Annotated in this window: 16 protein-coding genes; 7 read left to right on the top strand and 9 right to left on the bottom strand. The window is 37.0% G+C overall.

Annotated features, from left to right (window positions below; genetic code table 11):
* The first annotated feature begins 93 nt into the window (after nucleotides 1–93).
* Nucleotides 94–1,110, top strand: a complete 1,017-nt coding sequence (locus HWV03_RS10690; protein WP_211679683.1) for an acyltransferase family protein — start codon at nucleotides 94–96, stop codon at nucleotides 1,108–1,110.
* Nucleotides 1,111–1,116: 6 nt separating this feature from the next.
* Here HWV03_RS10690 and HWV03_RS10685 read toward each other — a convergent pair whose 3' ends face one another.
* Together HWV03_RS10685 and HWV03_RS10680 are read right to left on the bottom strand one after the other, a co-directional pair.
* Nucleotides 1,117–2,568 carry an oligosaccharide flippase family protein gene (locus HWV03_RS10685; RefSeq protein WP_211679682.1) on the bottom strand — a complete coding sequence of 484 codons (1,452 nt, stop codon included), beginning with the start codon at nucleotides 2,566–2,568 and terminating at the stop codon, nucleotides 1,117–1,119.
* Between the two features lie 34 nt (nucleotides 2,569–2,602).
* Nucleotides 2,603–3,862 (bottom strand): O-antigen ligase family protein, encoded by a 1,260-nt coding sequence (locus HWV03_RS10680; RefSeq protein WP_211679681.1) that lies wholly within the window; start codon nucleotides 3,860–3,862, stop codon nucleotides 2,603–2,605.
* 187 nt (nucleotides 3,863–4,049) lie between these two features.
* On the opposite strand from HWV03_RS10680, the gene HWV03_RS10675 reads away from it, so the two are divergent.
* Nucleotides 4,050–5,141, top strand: coding sequence for a right-handed parallel beta-helix repeat-containing protein (locus HWV03_RS10675; RefSeq protein ID WP_211679680.1), 1,092 nt, complete (start codon nucleotides 4,050–4,052; stop codon nucleotides 5,139–5,141).
* Between the two features lie 62 nt (nucleotides 5,142–5,203).
* On the opposite strand, the gene HWV03_RS10670 is transcribed toward HWV03_RS10675, so the two are convergent.
* Together HWV03_RS10670 and HWV03_RS10665 are read right to left on the bottom strand one after the other, a co-directional pair.
* Nucleotides 5,204–5,752, bottom strand: coding sequence for a DUF882 domain-containing protein (locus HWV03_RS10670; protein ID WP_211679679.1), 549 nt, complete (start codon nucleotides 5,750–5,752; stop codon nucleotides 5,204–5,206).
* A 70-nt stretch (nucleotides 5,753–5,822) separates the two neighbouring features.
* Nucleotides 5,823–7,136, bottom strand: a complete 1,314-nt coding sequence (locus HWV03_RS10665) for a L,D-transpeptidase family protein (protein ID WP_255547162.1) — start codon at nucleotides 7,134–7,136, stop codon at nucleotides 5,823–5,825.
* A gap of 111 nt (nucleotides 7,137–7,247) precedes the next feature.
* Here HWV03_RS10665 and HWV03_RS10660 point away from each other — a divergent pair, with 111 nt between their 5' ends.
* The 3 genes from HWV03_RS10660 to HWV03_RS10650 all read left to right on the top strand — a co-directional run bounded on the left by HWV03_RS10660 (nucleotide 7,248) and on the right by HWV03_RS10650 (nucleotide 9,397).
* Nucleotides 7,248–7,715 carry a YaiI/YqxD family protein gene (locus HWV03_RS10660; protein WP_446724899.1) on the top strand — a complete coding sequence of 156 codons (468 nt, stop codon included), beginning with the start codon at nucleotides 7,248–7,250 and terminating at the stop codon, nucleotides 7,713–7,715.
* A 32-nt stretch (nucleotides 7,716–7,747) separates the two neighbouring features.
* Nucleotides 7,748–8,221, top strand: coding sequence for a LabA-like NYN domain-containing protein (locus tag HWV03_RS10655; RefSeq protein WP_211679678.1), 474 nt, complete (start codon nucleotides 7,748–7,750; stop codon nucleotides 8,219–8,221).
* Nucleotides 8,222–8,488: 267 nt separating this feature from the next.
* A complete protein-coding gene (locus HWV03_RS10650) occupies nucleotides 8,489–9,397 on the top strand; it encodes a TIGR01777 family oxidoreductase (protein ID WP_211679677.1) in 909 nt (302 codons plus the stop codon).
* Nucleotides 9,398–9,418: 21 nt separating this feature from the next.
* On the opposite strand, the gene HWV03_RS10645 is transcribed toward HWV03_RS10650, so the two are convergent.
* A complete protein-coding gene (locus tag HWV03_RS10645) occupies nucleotides 9,419–9,763 on the bottom strand; it encodes a hypothetical protein (protein WP_211679676.1) in 345 nt (114 codons plus the stop codon).
* Nucleotides 9,764–9,771: 8 nt separating this feature from the next.
* Complete coding sequence (locus HWV03_RS10640) at nucleotides 9,772–11,355, bottom strand: ComEC/Rec2 family competence protein (protein WP_255547161.1); 1,584 nt, start codon at nucleotides 11,353–11,355, stop codon at nucleotides 9,772–9,774.
* Nucleotides 11,356–11,383: 28 nt separating this feature from the next.
* Here HWV03_RS10640 and HWV03_RS10635 point away from each other — a divergent pair, with 28 nt between their 5' ends.
* Nucleotides 11,384–11,902, top strand: coding sequence for a DUF2062 domain-containing protein (locus tag HWV03_RS10635; RefSeq protein ID WP_211675368.1), 519 nt, complete (start codon nucleotides 11,384–11,386; stop codon nucleotides 11,900–11,902).
* A 464-nt stretch (nucleotides 11,903–12,366) separates the two neighbouring features.
* Here the strand turns inward: HWV03_RS10635 and lolE are convergent, their stop codons facing one another.
* Genes lolE through HWV03_RS10620 form a run of 3 tightly spaced genes read right to left on the bottom strand, consistent with a single transcriptional unit; the run spans nucleotide 12,367 to nucleotide 15,552 of the window.
* On the bottom strand, nucleotides 12,367–13,614 hold the full coding sequence (gene lolE, locus HWV03_RS10630) for a lipoprotein-releasing ABC transporter permease subunit LolE (RefSeq protein ID WP_211675366.1): 1,248 nt from the start codon (nucleotides 13,612–13,614) through the stop codon (nucleotides 12,367–12,369).
* Nucleotides 13,614–14,333 (bottom strand): lipoprotein-releasing ABC transporter ATP-binding protein LolD, encoded by a 720-nt coding sequence (gene lolD, locus HWV03_RS10625; RefSeq protein WP_211679675.1) that lies wholly within the window; start codon nucleotides 14,331–14,333, stop codon nucleotides 13,614–13,616. Before lolD ends, lolE begins: the two co-directional genes overlap by 1 nt.
* On the bottom strand, nucleotides 14,326–15,552 hold the full coding sequence (locus HWV03_RS10620; protein ID WP_211679674.1) for a lipoprotein-releasing ABC transporter permease subunit: 1,227 nt from the start codon (nucleotides 15,550–15,552) through the stop codon (nucleotides 14,326–14,328). The genes lolD and HWV03_RS10620 overlap by 8 nt, the downstream gene beginning before the upstream one ends.
* A 218-nt stretch (nucleotides 15,553–15,770) precedes the next feature.
* Here HWV03_RS10620 and HWV03_RS10615 point away from each other — a divergent pair, with 218 nt between their 5' ends.
* Nucleotides 15,771–16,370, top strand: a complete 600-nt coding sequence (locus HWV03_RS10615; RefSeq protein ID WP_211679673.1) for a hypothetical protein — start codon at nucleotides 15,771–15,773, stop codon at nucleotides 16,368–16,370.
* Nucleotides 16,371–16,400 lie beyond the last annotated feature (30 nt).

The following is a 16,400-nucleotide window of genomic DNA, read 5'->3' as shown; positions in this document are numbered from 1 at the left end:
TAATTCAGAAATAAAAGATAAAGCAGTCGATAACTTTATATAATCAGTGACTCAGCTATAATCCTAAATCCGGTATTAAGAAAAAGATTTAATATGTTTATAACTTCTTTTCACTACTTTCGAGGCTTTGCCATATTAATTATCATCGCAGGACATGTCCATGTAGGTAATAGTGAAGCGGATTATCCAATATTCACAAACCTAGTTTCAGGGTCTACTGCTTTATTTGTATTCATTAGTGGTTATTTATTTCAACATTTACAAAGAGGTGTGTTTAACTATCCCTTGTATTTAAATAAGAAGTTTAAATATGTAATTCTGCCATATTTAATCTGCTCCAGCCCTGCTGTTATTAACATAGCAATGACTGGTAATTTTCACCCACTCCTAGGAAATGTAACGACTATCGAAGGCAGTGCAATAAATATATTAACAGGTAGGCATGTTACTGCGTATTGGTACGTCCCCTTTGCTGTATTGCTATTCATGAGCGCACCAATTATAGTGAAGTTCTCATCATTAAAACATAGTATGCAATTATCAATACTCTTTATATTTTCAATTATCGCAGTCTATGCTCACCGCCCTATAGGCGGACTCAATCCGTTTCATTCTTTCCTCTATTACATCCCATTTTATTTATTTGGAATTTATGCGGTGGTAAATCGACACCTAATTTCAAAAATAAAGAAATACAATATTATTTTTTTCATAACAACGGTACTACTCGCTTATTTTCAAGTTAACGTCATGGATGTAATTGGTAGTAGCCATAAAGACTTATTTACATTCTCAGGCATTGATATTATGTATCTACAAAAGGTTTTTTTATTGTTGTTTGTGATGACATCGTTAGACTTAATTGAAAATAAAAATGTTAAACCTCTTTCCTTCTTTGCTAATATATCTTTTTCACTCTATTTCATTCATGGTTATGTATTAATATTGTTGGCACGTTTATCTATCAACGACATATTGTTAAATTATGGTTTCAATGAAATTAGCGCGATGCTTATAAAGTTCACTCTTGTAGTTGCAATAAGTTCGTTATTATCTATTAGTATCATTAAACTATTAGGGAAACGAAGCCGGTATTTTATCGGAAGTTAATATATATTATAAATAGTCATTTAAAAACAACCTTACTTTTCTTCTTATAATAAAAACGAATAGAAATATTAAAGCCAACGGCACGATTACATTCGCGATATTATAAAAACTGTCAGCATAATTAAAACTATCAGGCTTTATGCTTTCTGTTTGATCAAAAAAAATATTGAGTAAACTAGTTAACACAAAAGAAGATAAAATAATGAAAGGCTTCAACCTTTTGACCTTAAATACAAAGCGATGTAATACATAGAAACATTGTATGTAGTTGAGGATAAAAGCTGCCACTAGACTGGAACACAATACGGTCATATCCCCGATATAAACACCGAATATAATGGCAGACACATTAACAATCGATGAAAATATACCACAATAAAACATATGTTTTGTAGCTCCCATCGCTTGGTACAAGCCTCCAGTAGAACTTAAAACCATTTGCACAGGGATTGATAAGGCTAATATTTTCAATAGCTCACTCACTGCTAACCACTGAGAACCAAATAGAATGAAGATAATATCGTTTGCATACCAAAACATGATTGTAGCCGTCAGTATCCCCAAAAAAGACAATTTATAGGCCAATTGGTAGTAAGCAGTAAAAATTATATCAGGCTGACTTTTATATCGTGTCAGTACGGGTTGAAGTGCAGGTGTGATCGCAAAAGTAAATAATTGCAATGGATAACGCATAATTTGGTATGTTTTTTCATAGAAACCAACGGTCGTAACACCAAAATATTTCGCCACTAATAAAGTATCTAAATTTCGCGAGAAAAAATTAAGGATATTAAATCCAAGTTGAAATTTAGCTATCGCAAACAAGGGTATAATACTTGATATTTTGATGCCTATTTTGGCTTTACCTATTTCAGTATTATTTGAAAAACGATGATAAAAAATGAAACGTCCTATTGGCGTAACTAATATTTTTATCGCTAAGGCTACAACCCCTAGCCCCATAAAATAAAGTAGAATACAAACCATTAGTGCAATTAACTCTGCCATTATTTCTGCTTTCCCAATAATAATAAATTGGGTGTCCTTTTGTAACGATGCCAATGGCAGCATTGAAATTGCAGAAAAAAAGACACTCAAGGCTAAAACATATGTGAGTAAATTGACATTCATTAACTCAAGCCAATTCGCTAGAACAGGCGTAATATAAATAAATAATAATGACAACATAAGACCAATGATTAATGTCGCACTAAAGATACCATCACGCTCTTCATCATTAATCGAGTCTTTGTGTATAATTGCAGGCCCAAGACCTGATGTGGCTAACAGTTGAAAGAATAAAATAAGAACTTGTAACGCAGCTAACGTACCAAAGTCATTGGGAGTGAATAATCTTGCTAAAATAGCCAGAGATGTGATTTGTAGGATATAAAGTGAATACTTGCCTATCAGACTATGAAGAATACCTTTGTTTAATTCGTTATTTATTTTACTCATAATGAGATAAACCTATCACTAAGTGAATAATCGGTCACTCAGCACCGTGAATTACTTCATGCTCATTGATAACTTCATCCCTAATCATATAAACACCAGATGAAATAACAATCATCACCATCAAAAACCACGCCATATTAGCGTCCCTAAATATACTGGACTCTGTTACATTTTGTAAAATGGGGATGATTAATGCCGTATGGATAAAGACACTATTCGATTTCAGCATTGAGAGCACAAAAAATATAAAGATAAGCGATGAACCAACAACGCCAAACTGTAGAAGTAATTGCAAGTAACCATTATGAGCCGATGATATATATTGTAAAAAGCTATATTTATCATCTAATACAAAGGGGATTACACCTACTTCAAAGTAACTACCGTAGCCATAACCAAGTGTCATTTTGTCAAAAAACTCAAGATCATAATACAATGAGTCCCAAATAATACCCCGGCCAGTAAAGAAATCTGCATCAACATATAATGCAATATGCTGATAATCATTCATGTGATAACTGACGCCTGGTATAAAAATAAACACCGAAAAAAACGTAATCGCGAGTATCGACATTACTACTTTTATTTTAAAAATACTAAGTTGAATTAATATAAAATATGTCATACATAATACAATACTCGTCTTACTTTGGGTAATTAATAAAAACGCAAATAAAATAACAAGTAAAACGTTGATAAAACGACTATTTACATCAAAAGACTTAATCCACATATAGCTAATAACAATCAGCACAGCTAAATTGACGCCCATCGTATTCTTGGACTTAAAATAGCCTGCCAAATTTAAACCATCATTAAATCCGGCGCCTTTAAAAATAGAAAAAATGATCATTAAAATACAGATGACGATCGCGACTTTAAGATTAACATCAATACTTTTGTGATAAAATGAAAAGCAAAATGCAATTGATACAGACGCACAAAATACCATTTGAAATATAGCTCGCTTCATTGTTATTAACGGATAACTTGACCAACTAGCACTCAGCAAAGCAATGAAACAGATGACTAGTAAAATAGAAAGCTTGTTTATCAACACCAACTTAAGATTATTGAATTCTTTATTTATAAAAAACCGAAACGAAAAAAACAAGAACAGAGAAATCCAAAAAAGTTGTTTAAATATATTACTCTCTGCAAGACTACCAGTAACCACGTCTAATTCATGATCCATCATACTAATCTTACTTGTAAAATCAGGTGTGAAAACACCTAAACAATACAATAACATAAACAACAAACCATATTTTTCAAGCCAAATAAGCACATTCATACAGAACCAACTAGGACGTTATATCTAAAGCAAGAGTAGATAAATACATTTAAGGAGACAGATATCAATTATTTCAGCATAAATATGATATTAGACGTTAGGTATGATTTTGGCATCAAACTAAAGCCAATGTGCAGCTAATACACTATTATTAACACAGTTACATTACCGATAAACAAGGTTCTGTATGACATATAAGGTAATCAATAAGCAAAATAATATCGTCATTATTTTTATAATGGCTGTATTCATCAACACAGCTAAAGCTGAATCAAATCCCACGACACGTAAGTGCACAAAAATAATTTCAAATGAAAAATTAGCAAATCTCATCCCTACGTATAAAAATATCAATAACGCCTTAGAAAAGTATGTAGACGGTGATGTCATATGCCTAGCGGACGGCGAGCAGCCAGCGATAACAATTGAAAATTTTGATAGTGGAAGCAAGCCGTTAATAATACGCCCATGGCATTATTTAAGAACAAAAATAAAAAACAGGCATTATACTGGCACTGGAATAACAATAAAAAACTCACAAGGAATAATTATTAAAGGGTTAATCATAACAGGAGGCTTAACTGCAATTTTGGTGCAAGATTCATCAAACATATCAATTCTATCAAATAAGGTATTTAACACGGGTAACCAAGCTATATCGATAAAACCACGCCATCATGGTGGTAGCCATTATTTAGTTAAAGATAACGTGATTTTTAACACCGGACTTTTAAACCCACGCTATGGTGAAGGATTATATATTGGCGATGGTTCGTATACTGAAGATAAGAGCAGATTGAAAATACAGTACACTGTTGATGACGTTATAATAAAAAACAACATAATTCATCATACTAGAAATGAAGCTATTGATGTAAAAGCAAACGCATACAATGTTAAAATAATCAGTAATAGCATCAACGATATAAACTTAAAATTCAACGCTGCGATCACCATAGCAACTGAGTCATCCTTTGCTGAGCTAGGAGGCTATGAGATAATTGATAATGTAATTACAAATGTCGTTAACCGTTCTGGTTACCGACCTATTGGTATTGCGGTCGGACACGGTGATACGCTAATTAAAAACAACTTGATTATCGATAATAATGATAATGATAATTTTCTTGCGACTTGTCTGTTTACTACATTTCTAAATCCAAAATTAAATAAAGTAACATTAGAGAATAATCAATTAATTGGTACGGGAACTCCGTTTTCTGCAGGGTGTAGAGGCGGAACAAATGATAACGCGAAGGCAGTTGTCCTATTCAAATAAAATAACTGCCTATCGACACTCCTTTCACGATTAATTCGGTTACGCCGATTTGTAAAACAAAACTACCAAATTCTAACAGGACCTGTATCAACATGTACAAAACCCGACTTAGGGTAATAACCTACCCCACCTAATTTTAATGAGATAGCAGCTTCACGTAAATGAAGTAATTTAACATCTGGGATAGCAATATCAATAGCCATGCCTCGCATATGGTAGCTATTGGTTGCTACTTCATTGCTCTTACCCGCTAACATCTGGTTAGTTTTAGGTGAACGATAACCAGAAATAACATGGAACTCTTCTGATACATTCAGTGTTCTGTTTAATCTATAGAGTAGGTCGTATAAACGCTTGTCCATAGGTACAGACAAGTTTTGCCTATGATCACGTAATAAATGGCTGAAACTTTGAAGTGTATCTTCTTGATACAAGCCATCTATCCAGTAATTACCTTGGTCATGCTCTCCCGTGTGTATGTTGTAAAAACCGAGTTCTCTCATGCCTAACACACCTTGACTTGCTTGAACTTTAACTGGTGCAACAGAGTACGCCGCTAACCCCCCAAGACTTAATAACACTTTTCTACGTGTTGGACATTCTATTGACACTACACCACCACCGATCACTTTTTGTACAGAAACAGGGGAATCTATATGCTAGGAAGTATTAAATCAAGTTTTATTTCTGTAATGCATATATATCATCGCGAAATTGGCTTAATCCACTGTCGTCAATCCATGCTGTCCAATACACCAAGTGAACCGGTAGTGCATCATTCAAAGGGAACCATTTTGTTATATCTCGACTGAACCTTAGTTTTGACCACAACGACTTATTATCGACTAAACTATGTGCAATCCAATTAGCCAATTCATCCACTTTTTCGATACGAATACAGCCGGAAGACAGCGCTCGATTCGAATGACTAAACAATTTAGGATTGGTTGTATCATGTAGATAAACACTGAAGTTATTAGGAAAATAGAATTTATAACGACCTAACGTATTCTTTACACCAGGCATTTGCTCAAGTCGATATGGAAATAGACCATTTGCTAGCATTTCCCATTCTTCAGGTGACTTTTCAACTCTTTGATTTTGATAATTGTAAACACTAAAATCGCGCTGATTAAAGAAATCACCATTGAGTTTTACTTTTGGCAGTAGATCATCTTCTAAAATACTGCGGGGTACACGCCAGATTGGATTTATCACCATACTTTTAATTTCACTGGTCAGTATCGGGGTTGGTTTTTTAGGTTTACCGACGATAACACGTGAGCGCAGTGCAATTTCACCATTATCACTCAGTAATAATTCGTAAGCAGGTATATTAACTAGGAGATAACGAGCGCCAAGATTAGCCATGAAGTTAATCTTTCGTTGCATATTATGAGTGAGTAATTCTGCTCTACGATGAGGATTTAAATTTAACCACTTTAATGTATTTGGACCAATTATAGCGTCAGGGTTAAGGCCGTGTCGACGCTGAAAACTGCGCACTGCACTGGCTACTTTATCTGTATAAAGATCTGACAATTCTAACGATTCATCACTATCGCCAAGTAATATTAATCGTGAATGTATATCATAAATCACCGCGTCACGATCACCAACACGTAATAACCTTGATATCTTGATTTCATCCCACGTATATTGCGAGGAGAGCCTACTGAGATAGGTTGCACGACTCAAAAATTGCAGTTCTGTTTTAGACATAGGCACAAAGATATTACCACTCATAAAAGGCAATACACTGTGCGGTTGTAACTTACGGTGATTTACAACCGCATACCGATCACTTATGATTTCATTTGTACTTTTTGATTCATTAAAATTGGGCCCTACAATCGAGATCTGATGTAACGGCAAAGCAGATAAAGAATGGTAATAGACTAACAACATTACGAATAGCTGCGATAATGTTATTTTATTTTTAAGCCCACGTCGAAGTACATATTTTAATCCCTTAAAGGGATACCTTTTAAACATGGTAATCCCTCCACTGAATATAATTAAGTATGGTAAATAAATACCAACTGACCAACAATTTTGGTTGTTAATACGCTAAAATAAAGTTTATTAAACTAACGAGAAGGTTATATGCAAAACAATATTACAATTTGGGTTGACGCAGATGCTTGTCCGATCCCAATGAAAGAAATACTTTTTCGTGCAGCAGTTCGCGTTAAAGCGCCATTAGTATTAGTTGCCAATCATTGGATACGAGTCCCTGCCTCTCCTTATATTTCGATGACACAAGTACCTGCTGGTTTTGATGTTGCTGATGATCACATTGTCTTAAAAGTAGCGAAGGATGATCTCGTTATTACCTCTGATATACCACTTGCAGCAGAAGTCATCGAAAAAGGCGCACATGTAATCACCTCTCGTGGCGAAAAATATACATTAAGTAATATTCGTCAACGTCTTAATATGAGGGACTTTATGGATACGATACGAGCAAGTGGTGAAATGACTGGTGGTCCAGCGGCTTTAGGAGCAAAAGATAAACAGGCGTTTGGTAATGCTCTTGACCAATATCTTGCTAAGTATGCGAATAAATCATAACTCTCATTAATATCGAACCCTAGGAATCATTTGTGCAAAAAATTGCTGTGTTTGTTGATGTTCAAAATATCTATTACACCACTCGCCAAACTTATGGTCGCCAGTTTAATTACCGAAAACTCTGGCAACATTTATTATTACAGGGCGACGTAGTAACAGCGTATGCTTATGCCATAGATAAAGGTGATGATCAGCAACGTAAATTCCAAGATGCACTCAAACATATCGGTTTTGACGTGAAGCTTAAACCATTTATCCAACGCAGTGATGGTTCGGCAAAAGGTGACTGGGATGTTGGGATCACAATCGATGTACTACAAGTCGCAGAATCGGTCGATACTGTTGTCCTGCTCTCTGGAGATGGTGACTTTTCTATCCTGCTTGATACGATAAAAACCCGTCATCAAGTGAGAACTGAAGTTTATGGTGTGCCCGCCTTAACCGCGAATGCTTTAATCAATAGCGCAACCGTATTCAATCCTATTTATGATGATTTTTTATTGTAACATCGGGGTAAATTTTCGAACATCTATTTAATTACTCACAATGAGTGCCATTGTGTTATTTACATTTTTCGACATGTTTAGTGCTAGATTTTATATTTGTAGATTTATTGGCGTGCATTAAACATGAATACCAAATACATTAAAGCAGTAAAAAGCAAATTAAACGCTAATCCTAGCTTGATTTTTGTTAAACCAAAGTCTAACAATTTTATAAAATAGGCCAAAATGGCCTACACTGAAAGTAGCATAACGAACTGAGTAACAAGCATGCATATATTGATAACGGGTGGCACCGGCTTTATTGGCCAAGCATTTGTTAATACTTTCCAAGCTGATTATGACTTTACTGTATTAACCCGTGATATTAGCAATGCACAAAATATCTTTTCACATATTTCTTCGGACAGCATCAAGTTCATCTCGGAGTTACATGAGTTACCCAGTGCAATCCATATCGATGCAGTGATCAATTTGGCTGGTTCCCCTATTATGGATAAAATGTGGAGTGCAAAGCACAAACATGTTTTAGAGTCGAGCCGCTGGGAAATAACACAACATCTGGTTGATTTTATTACCACAAAGACGATCACACCCGACGTCTTTATCAGTGGTTCAGCCGTTGGCGTTTATGGTCGACAAGGTGATAGCAGCATAGATGAAAAACACCTCAATCATTATCCTGAATATGCGAGCAAGCTATGTGAACATTGGGAGGAAATAGCCCGTACGTGCTGCCCGTCGACCCGCACTGTTATATTACGCACGGGTATTGTATTAGGTAAAGATAAAGGAGCATTACAAAAAATGGCATTGCCTTTTAAATTAGGACTTGGCGGTCCAATAGGAAAAGGTCATCAATACATGTCATGGATACATATTGACGACATGGTTGCTGCAATTAATTATTTATTACAACATGAATCAGCCAGTGGCGCCTTTAACCTTACCTCACCAAACCCGGTGACGAATACTGATTTTGCCCAAAAATTAGCCGCTTGCTTTGGTAAAAAGGCGCGTTTAACGACACCAGCGCTTCTTTTACGATTATTACTGGGCGAACGAGCCGACCTCCTTGTGTATGGTCAACGCGTATTGCCAACTCGATTACTCGATGCTGGTTTTACGTTTAGTTTTGATGTACTAGATCAAGCGTTTTCAGCTATCTATGATGCATGATTGGCTAAATATTGATGAAATTTATTCATGCCCAAGTTTTCTTGCTAATCTAATTGCATCCAATATATTAACAAGCCATACGCAGAGCAACACAATGGTTGCAAGGTGCATGTTTTGTGTATCTATAGATGCCGCCTGCTGTGTAACTAACTGGTTAATATTTAGCAAATCGATATTACCACCTGATAACATCACTTGATCTACAATTAATTGCGTCTGCGTTATAGTGATATCCATAATGTAATACAGTGGTAGCGCTGCTGCAACGGCAAAGACAGCCGCCGCCATATACTTCTTTAACCACAAATGCCCAGCTCCTGGAAATAAGAACGCGGATAATAGGCCTGCTTTAAGGGTTTTATTCATAACATCTCCTAACTCAATATGTAGCTATAACAAACTAAGGGTAATAATAACAAGGATAAAGAATGAAATGTCACTTGTAACGGTTTAAATAGTAAACCAGCCATCAATAATATGAAAATTAGCAACAAACAGTTATAAAAGACCGTATTTAATTCCGCTCCAACATCAATCCAAATAACGTCATTAAACGTCAATTTAACCCATATCTCCTGAATAATATTCAAGAATGTATTAACAGTGCTCATGAATACACGACTAATCATCGGCATGACAGGCAATAGTATGACTGCAAACAACAATGCCGGTAATATTAATACACTAAATACGGGTATGAAAATCAGATTTACGACAGCAGACAACCAACTAAACCCTGAAAAAACAGCAATTTGAATGGGAAGCAAGAGTAATGTTAGCAACATCTGGTTACAACATACGATTGTCAATTTACGGTAACCATTCTTTAACGCCTGTTTAATTGGGCTCTCATCCCTGATTTCAGTCTTTTTTTGATAAATCCAAACTAACATAAATACGGCAGCCATTGCTGAAAATGATAGCCAAAAACTAATCGAAAATGCCATTAAAGGATCAAGTAGTAAGGTAACTAAGAGCATTGTTGCGAACAATTGAAATAGTGTCACTTTGTAATATTGAATGCGATATAAACAATGTATACACAGTAAAACAATAGCCCGTAGCGCAGGTAATGAAAAACCCGCAATCCATGCATAAAAGATGGCTGCAACAAGACTTATCGATAAACTAATCACAAGATTATAAGGGGGCTCAAATAACCTCAATAATCGCCGTGAGCAGAGATAACAAAACCCAAAAATAAGCCCAATGTGCAAACCTGATATTGCAACTAAGTGGCCAATACCGAGTAATTTAAACTGAGTCCAAAGGGCATTATTGATATAACTGCGATCACCAAATGTTAATGCGTACAACATAGGGTTTGCATTAATCGGTGATACCGATTTAAACATCTGATACAAGTCACCACGTAAATTTAATTGAGGTCGAATCACCTCCCCCTTTTCAATTAACCCTATATATTGAATATGCCGAGATAACAATCTAGATTTAAAGGAAGGGAAAGCATTATCATCCGCCTGAGTCCTTGGCTTAATTAATCGTACTTTAAACCGCCATACTTGACCGATACCCAGTTCCCCTGGATAGTAGTATTCTGGACTTGGCCACTTCAAGGCAAGTTTAGGTTGTATAAAAGACAACACTGTATTATTGATCTCGATAACCTTTACATCAAACGAAAGTAGGTTTTTTTTATTTACTAATGTTATTACCTCAGCTGTTATGATATTGTCTTGTGCAGCTTCCACTTGTGGTGGTTTGTGTCGCGATGTCGTATTATTAAATAACGTATTCGCTTCATTTATTACGCTATTTTTATACAAAATGGACCAGCCCAATGTAACAAACAGAAGAACTAATATAGTTGGTACTTTCACATAAACAAGGATAAAGACCGCGACCGTCATTATCGTTAGAAATTGAATACGTTCAAGATCAACAAAGAACATACTTATTAATATGGTAATGGAAAGTAGTATGGCCTTAACGGTCATTCATTACCCCTGAGAATTGATTAGAATTATGCCTAAGAATTTAATTAAGAAATATCTCCCAAACCCAGAATCAATCAAAGAACATAAGCACCTTAAGATCTTTGGTGATCTGTTACACAACCCAAACCTCTGGCACCTAAATCGCCGCTCTGCAGCTGGTGCTTTCGCTGTCGGTCTTTTTATGGCGTTTGTTCCCGTGCCTTTTCAGATGCTATTAGCCGCTGGTTTTGCCATTTTATTCCGTGTAAATTTACCATTATCAGTAGCGCTCGTATGGTTATCAAACCCCATTACCATGCCACCAATGTTTTTTGCCACTTATGAGTTAGGTGCATGGATATTGCAAGAACCAGTCCATCCATTCTCATTCGAACTAACAATAGACTGGTTAATGCAGGCGATAAACTTATATGGTCCTGCATTTCTACTTGGCTGTTTTGTATCCGGCACACTCTTTTCTATTGCTGGTTATTTTAGTATCCGCTGGTTATGGCGTTGGAAAATTATTAATGCTTGGAAGAAACGTAAAGCATCACGCACAAAATAAGTGTTAAAAATGAGAAGGCCACATCACTTAATCAGTAATGTGGCCTTTTTTATTCTTACCTATTTCTATAAACTGCCAACAAGACAGAATTGTACGGGTTGCCCGTAATCACCTTCATCCCAAGAGCTAGGAGCACTGACACAGAGTCAAACTCTTCTATCTATATCTCTTCATCCGATGCTCTTCCAGAACAGACCATTTGTACTATAAGAAGTACGATACCAATACACTATCAACACAGAACGGTGGCGGTATTACATAATTAAGCCCTCACTATTTACCCGATACTGGCTAGTATTAATGTACATGGTAGTACAAATCTGATATTCATATCGTCCTCAAATATGGAGAGTTAGAACAACCTATTGTGGGTTTATCAATTAAGCATGAATTCGAGACAAAAAAATACACCTCTCGAGGAAGTGCATCCAATTACTTGTTGGTGTATAGCGAATTTTATTTAACTACTTGTTTCCGAGTTCACGCGCAGGCTGTACCGAACACGCTTTATTTGCAGGGTAGATAGTTGCGAGTACACTCATAGCCATTGCAACACCACCGACCACCAGCACGTCATTTACTGCAAGCTGAGATGGTAGAAAGTCGATAAAGTATATATCACCTGATAAAAATTCATGACCTATTAAGCCTTCAATAAATTTGATAATCACAGTTAAATTTTCTGAGATTAAAATACCCAGTATCGTCCCTGAAACAACACCAAGAATACCGTTAATACCGCCGTGCACGATGAAGATCAAACGTAATAACGTATTTGACGCCCCCATCGTTTTTAAAATGGCAATATCTGCTCGCTTATCATTAACTGCCATCACTAATGTGGTCACAATATTAAAACAAGCCACGGCAATAACTAAAATTAAAATTACGTACATCAAACTTTTAACCATCTGAATATCTTGATATAAGAACCCCTGACTTGTCATCCAACTGCGAATGTACAAGTAATGATTTAACTTATTACCCGCTTCACGGACAATACGGTTCGCCGCAAAAATGTCAGTCACTTTAATACTCAAGCCATCTGCTTTAAACGCTTTATCCTGAATATCTTGAGCTGCACTCAAAGGCACATAGGCAAGGTTGTTATCTAATTGACCACTTAGGTGAATAATACCTGATACAGTAAAGTTAAAACGGCGTGGTGCTTTAAAGGATTGCCCTGATTGCTGCGATAATAATACCGTGACCGTATCTCCAAGTGCTAACTTAAGCTCTTTTGCAATGCCTCGACCGAGCACAACTTGTCGGTTATTAGTCGGGTCATTAAGACTATCCCACGTCCCTTGCGCAACATACCGGTATACTTCAGAGACTTGCTTTTCAGCCTCACTGTCGACCGCGCGAAGTTGAACCGCCTTTAACTCATGGCCTTTTTGTAATAAACCATTCAGTTTGATAAAGGGTGCTGCGCCGACAACTTCGGGATGGTCGAGTAATGTCTTCTGTGCACTTTGCCAATCATCAAAAGGTTCACTCACCCCTTCGAGCTCACCATTAGGCACAACCGCTAAAATCCGGTTTTTAAGCTCATACTCAAAACCGTTCATTGCAGATAAACCAATGATCAATACCATCACACCTAATGCAATGCCTACAGTTGAGGATGCTGAGATAAACGCAATAAAGCCATTTCGACGCTTAGATGATGTATACCTCAATCCGATATAAGCCGCTAACGGACGAAACATTACACCTCCTCCTTCACAGTACTTACCTGCAGATTTTCATTCTCGTTTGTTAATACGCCGTCAGCCATATGCAAAGTACGCCCTAACCGATTAGCGAGCTCTTCATCATGGGTAACGATAATAAAGGCCGTATCACAAGTCTCATTTAACTCTTTAATCAAATTGAAAATCGTTTCAGCACTACTTTGGTCTAAGTTACCCGTTGGTTCATCCGCGAACACAATATTAGGTTCGTTAATCAAGGCACGTGCAATCGCAACACGTTGACGTTCACCACCAGAAAGCTCGCTTGGTTTATGTTCAACACGATGAGATAACCCGACTCGATCTAATATTGCCAATGCTTTTTGTTTCGCTAAGGACACTTTCATACCGGCAATCAACAACGGCATACACACATTTTCTAACGCCGTAAATTCATTAAGCAGGTGATGAAATTGATACACAAAACCCATGTTCTGGTTACGCATTGCCGCTTGTTTCTTTTCTGACATGCTGTGAATATCAACACCGTTAAGGTGTACCGAACCTGAAGTCGGCGTATCTAACGCGCCCATCAAATGTAATAATGTGCTTTTACCAGAACCTGAACGACCAACAATCGCAACCAACTCACCTTTTTCGACCGTTAATGACACTTGCTTTAATACGTGAGTATCAAGATTACCTTCTTGGTAAATTTTTTCGAGATTATTGCAAACTAATAAAGAATTATTCATAACGTAATGCCTCGGCAGGTTTAATATTTGCCGCTCTAAATGCAGGATAAAGTGTTGCGAGTAGACTTAATGCAATCGCACCGAAAATTATGGACGCGATCTGCGACCAATCAAATAAAACAGGTAATAAACGCGCACCGCCAGATGCTTGCGCTAAAAGATTAAGACCAATAAGGGACATAAACTCATTTAAATTAGCCGCTAATGCAATGCCCATAATGCCACCAACCATTGCGCCCAGCACACCGGTCCAAGCACCTTGGATAATAAAAATTTGCACAATAGTCGGTCGGTTCATACCTAAGGTTTTCATAATAGCAACATCCGTTTCTTTCTCTGTGACCAGCATAACCAGTGATGAAAGAATGTTAAACACAGCAACGGTAATGATTAAGAACAGCAATAAGCCAATCATATTTTTTTCCATTTTCACTGCTTGGAATAACTCACCACGCGCAGTCTGCCAATCCATTGAATCAAAATCATTAAAAAAGTCCCGACTGGCTAATTCATTAACAGAAAACGGATCATGAACAAACACACGATGTTGCATCGGACTCGAGGGTTTTAAGCGCGCCAATTTACCCGCATCGGTAATATTAACCAATACCTGCGTGGCTTCAACATCAGAGCCGACAGAATAAATCCCAACCACTGTAAATTTGCGTTGGCTCGGCACACGTCCCATCGGCGTAAAGACACTGCCTTTAGTTGAGATAAGCCTAATTTTATCGCCAAGCTTAACATTTAATGATTTTGCCATGCTGCGGCCAATAATGATGTTGTACTTACCCGGTTGCAATAATGAAATATCACCAATGAGCATATTCTGACGAATGACATCCCATTGCGGGTAGGAAGATGGGTCAATTCCCTGCAGCTGTGCACCTTGTATCTCACTTTTACTTTGCACCATAGCATCAGCTTGTAAAAACGGCGTAACAGCGGCAACCAACGGATCATTAGCCAATGCAGACAAACTTTTTTCTGCATCAATCGCATCTGTTTTTGGGGTGACAATTACATGGGGAACAGCGCCAAGAATACGGACTTTCAAATCTTGTTCAAAACCGTTCATTACCGATAAAACAGTGATCAGCGCTAATACGCCAATGGTGATACCAGCTGTCGAGAATAAAGTAATAAATGATACGAATCGATTGTTGCGCTTCGAGCGAGTATAACGCAAGCCGATGAATAAACTTAGAGGGTGATACATAAATATAATTAAGAATACCTTGCTAAAAACTGTCTTTCATTCTAAAGACATGACCACTAATGAGCAAGTAAAATCACGTCTTCACACCAAGTTGTGATCGATTAGGTATTCTGGTTTCAAAGCAGCGTCTTAAAGTGCAATACAATAAACTAAACAAGATAAATAGAAATAGATATGCCACAATAACAGGTTCGTAATCTCGAAAAGGATGACAGCAAGTGGCTCAACAATATTTTTCTATTCAGCATAGTTTATCTGTCAATATTGAACCTGTTTCTATTGATCAAGTCCCAACGTCTCGATTGGCGCTCGAAAACGAAATGCCAGTTCCATTTAAAATGGCCAATGACGTTGCCGAAATCGACAGTAATGCCTTACGCTCAATTCGAAACATCGGCGAACAAGCTGACGCACTTGCTGATTTTTTACAGATGCAAAATAATAAAATAAATTTGATCATGGGTTATGTTCTCGCACAACAAGATCACCCTGAATCTCGCTTTAACTCAACCATGTTTGGTGCGGGTGAAGTCAAGTTTCTAGCGCATACTGATTTAGCACTCGAGCAAGCAGTACGTATTAAGATATTCTTACCTAATGACTCTTCGGCTATTTATTGCTATGGCGTTATCTCTGAACGTGAAGAACAACATTCTGCACGTGATGAGCTAGACACTGATGATACCCTCATTGAATATACCGCATCATATACTAGGATCCGTGATATCGACCGAGAAATATTAATCCGTGCGACATTGCGAATTCAGCAGTTACAGCTTAAACAACGTGCCGAGCTACGCCAAGAAAATGGTCAATAAATAGACTAAAACACAATCCCTAACAATTCG

It is taken from the genome of Moritella sp. 36, assembly GCF_018219415.1.
Classification (GTDB): domain Bacteria; phylum Pseudomonadota; class Gammaproteobacteria; order Enterobacterales; family Moritellaceae; genus Moritella.
This window is presented reverse-complemented; position numbering and strand designations above follow the sequence as displayed.

Excerpts from the sequence above, each read along its gene's own strand:
- HWV03_RS10690 (WP_211679683.1), top strand. The coding sequence starts at position 94 with ATGTTTATAACTTCTTTTCACTACTTTCGAGGCTTTGCCATATTAATT.
- HWV03_RS10685 (WP_211679682.1), bottom strand. The coding sequence starts at position 2,568 with ATGAGTAAAATAAATAACGAATTAAACAAAGGTATTCTTCATAGTCTG.
- HWV03_RS10680 (WP_211679681.1), bottom strand. The coding sequence starts at position 3,862 with ATGAATGTGCTTATTTGGCTTGAAAAATATGGTTTGTTGTTTATGTTA.
- HWV03_RS10675 (WP_211679680.1), top strand. The coding sequence starts at position 4,050 with ATGACATATAAGGTAATCAATAAGCAAAATAATATCGTCATTATTTTT.
- HWV03_RS10665 (WP_255547162.1), bottom strand. The coding sequence starts at position 7,136 with ATGTTTAAAAGGTATCCCTTTAAGGGATTAAAATATGTACTTCGACGT.
- HWV03_RS10660 (WP_446724899.1), top strand. The coding sequence starts at position 7,248 with ATGCAAAACAATATTACAATTTGGGTTGACGCAGATGCTTGTCCGATC.
- HWV03_RS10650 (WP_211679677.1), top strand. The coding sequence starts at position 8,489 with ATGCATATATTGATAACGGGTGGCACCGGCTTTATTGGCCAAGCATTT.
- HWV03_RS10645 (WP_211679676.1), bottom strand. The coding sequence starts at position 9,763 with ATGAATAAAACCCTTAAAGCAGGCCTATTATCCGCGTTCTTATTTCCA.
- HWV03_RS10640 (WP_255547161.1), bottom strand. The coding sequence starts at position 11,355 with ATGACCGTTAAGGCCATACTACTTTCCATTACCATATTAATAAGTATG.
- HWV03_RS10635 (WP_211675368.1), top strand. The coding sequence starts at position 11,384 with ATGCCTAAGAATTTAATTAAGAAATATCTCCCAAACCCAGAATCAATC.
- lolE (WP_211675366.1), bottom strand. The coding sequence starts at position 13,614 with ATGTTTCGTCCGTTAGCGGCTTATATCGGATTGAGGTATACATCATCT.
- lolD (WP_211679675.1), bottom strand. The coding sequence starts at position 14,333 with ATGAATAATTCTTTATTAGTTTGCAATAATCTCGAAAAAATTTACCAA.
- HWV03_RS10620 (WP_211679674.1), bottom strand. The coding sequence starts at position 15,552 with ATGTATCACCCTCTAAGTTTATTCATCGGCTTGCGTTATACTCGCTCG.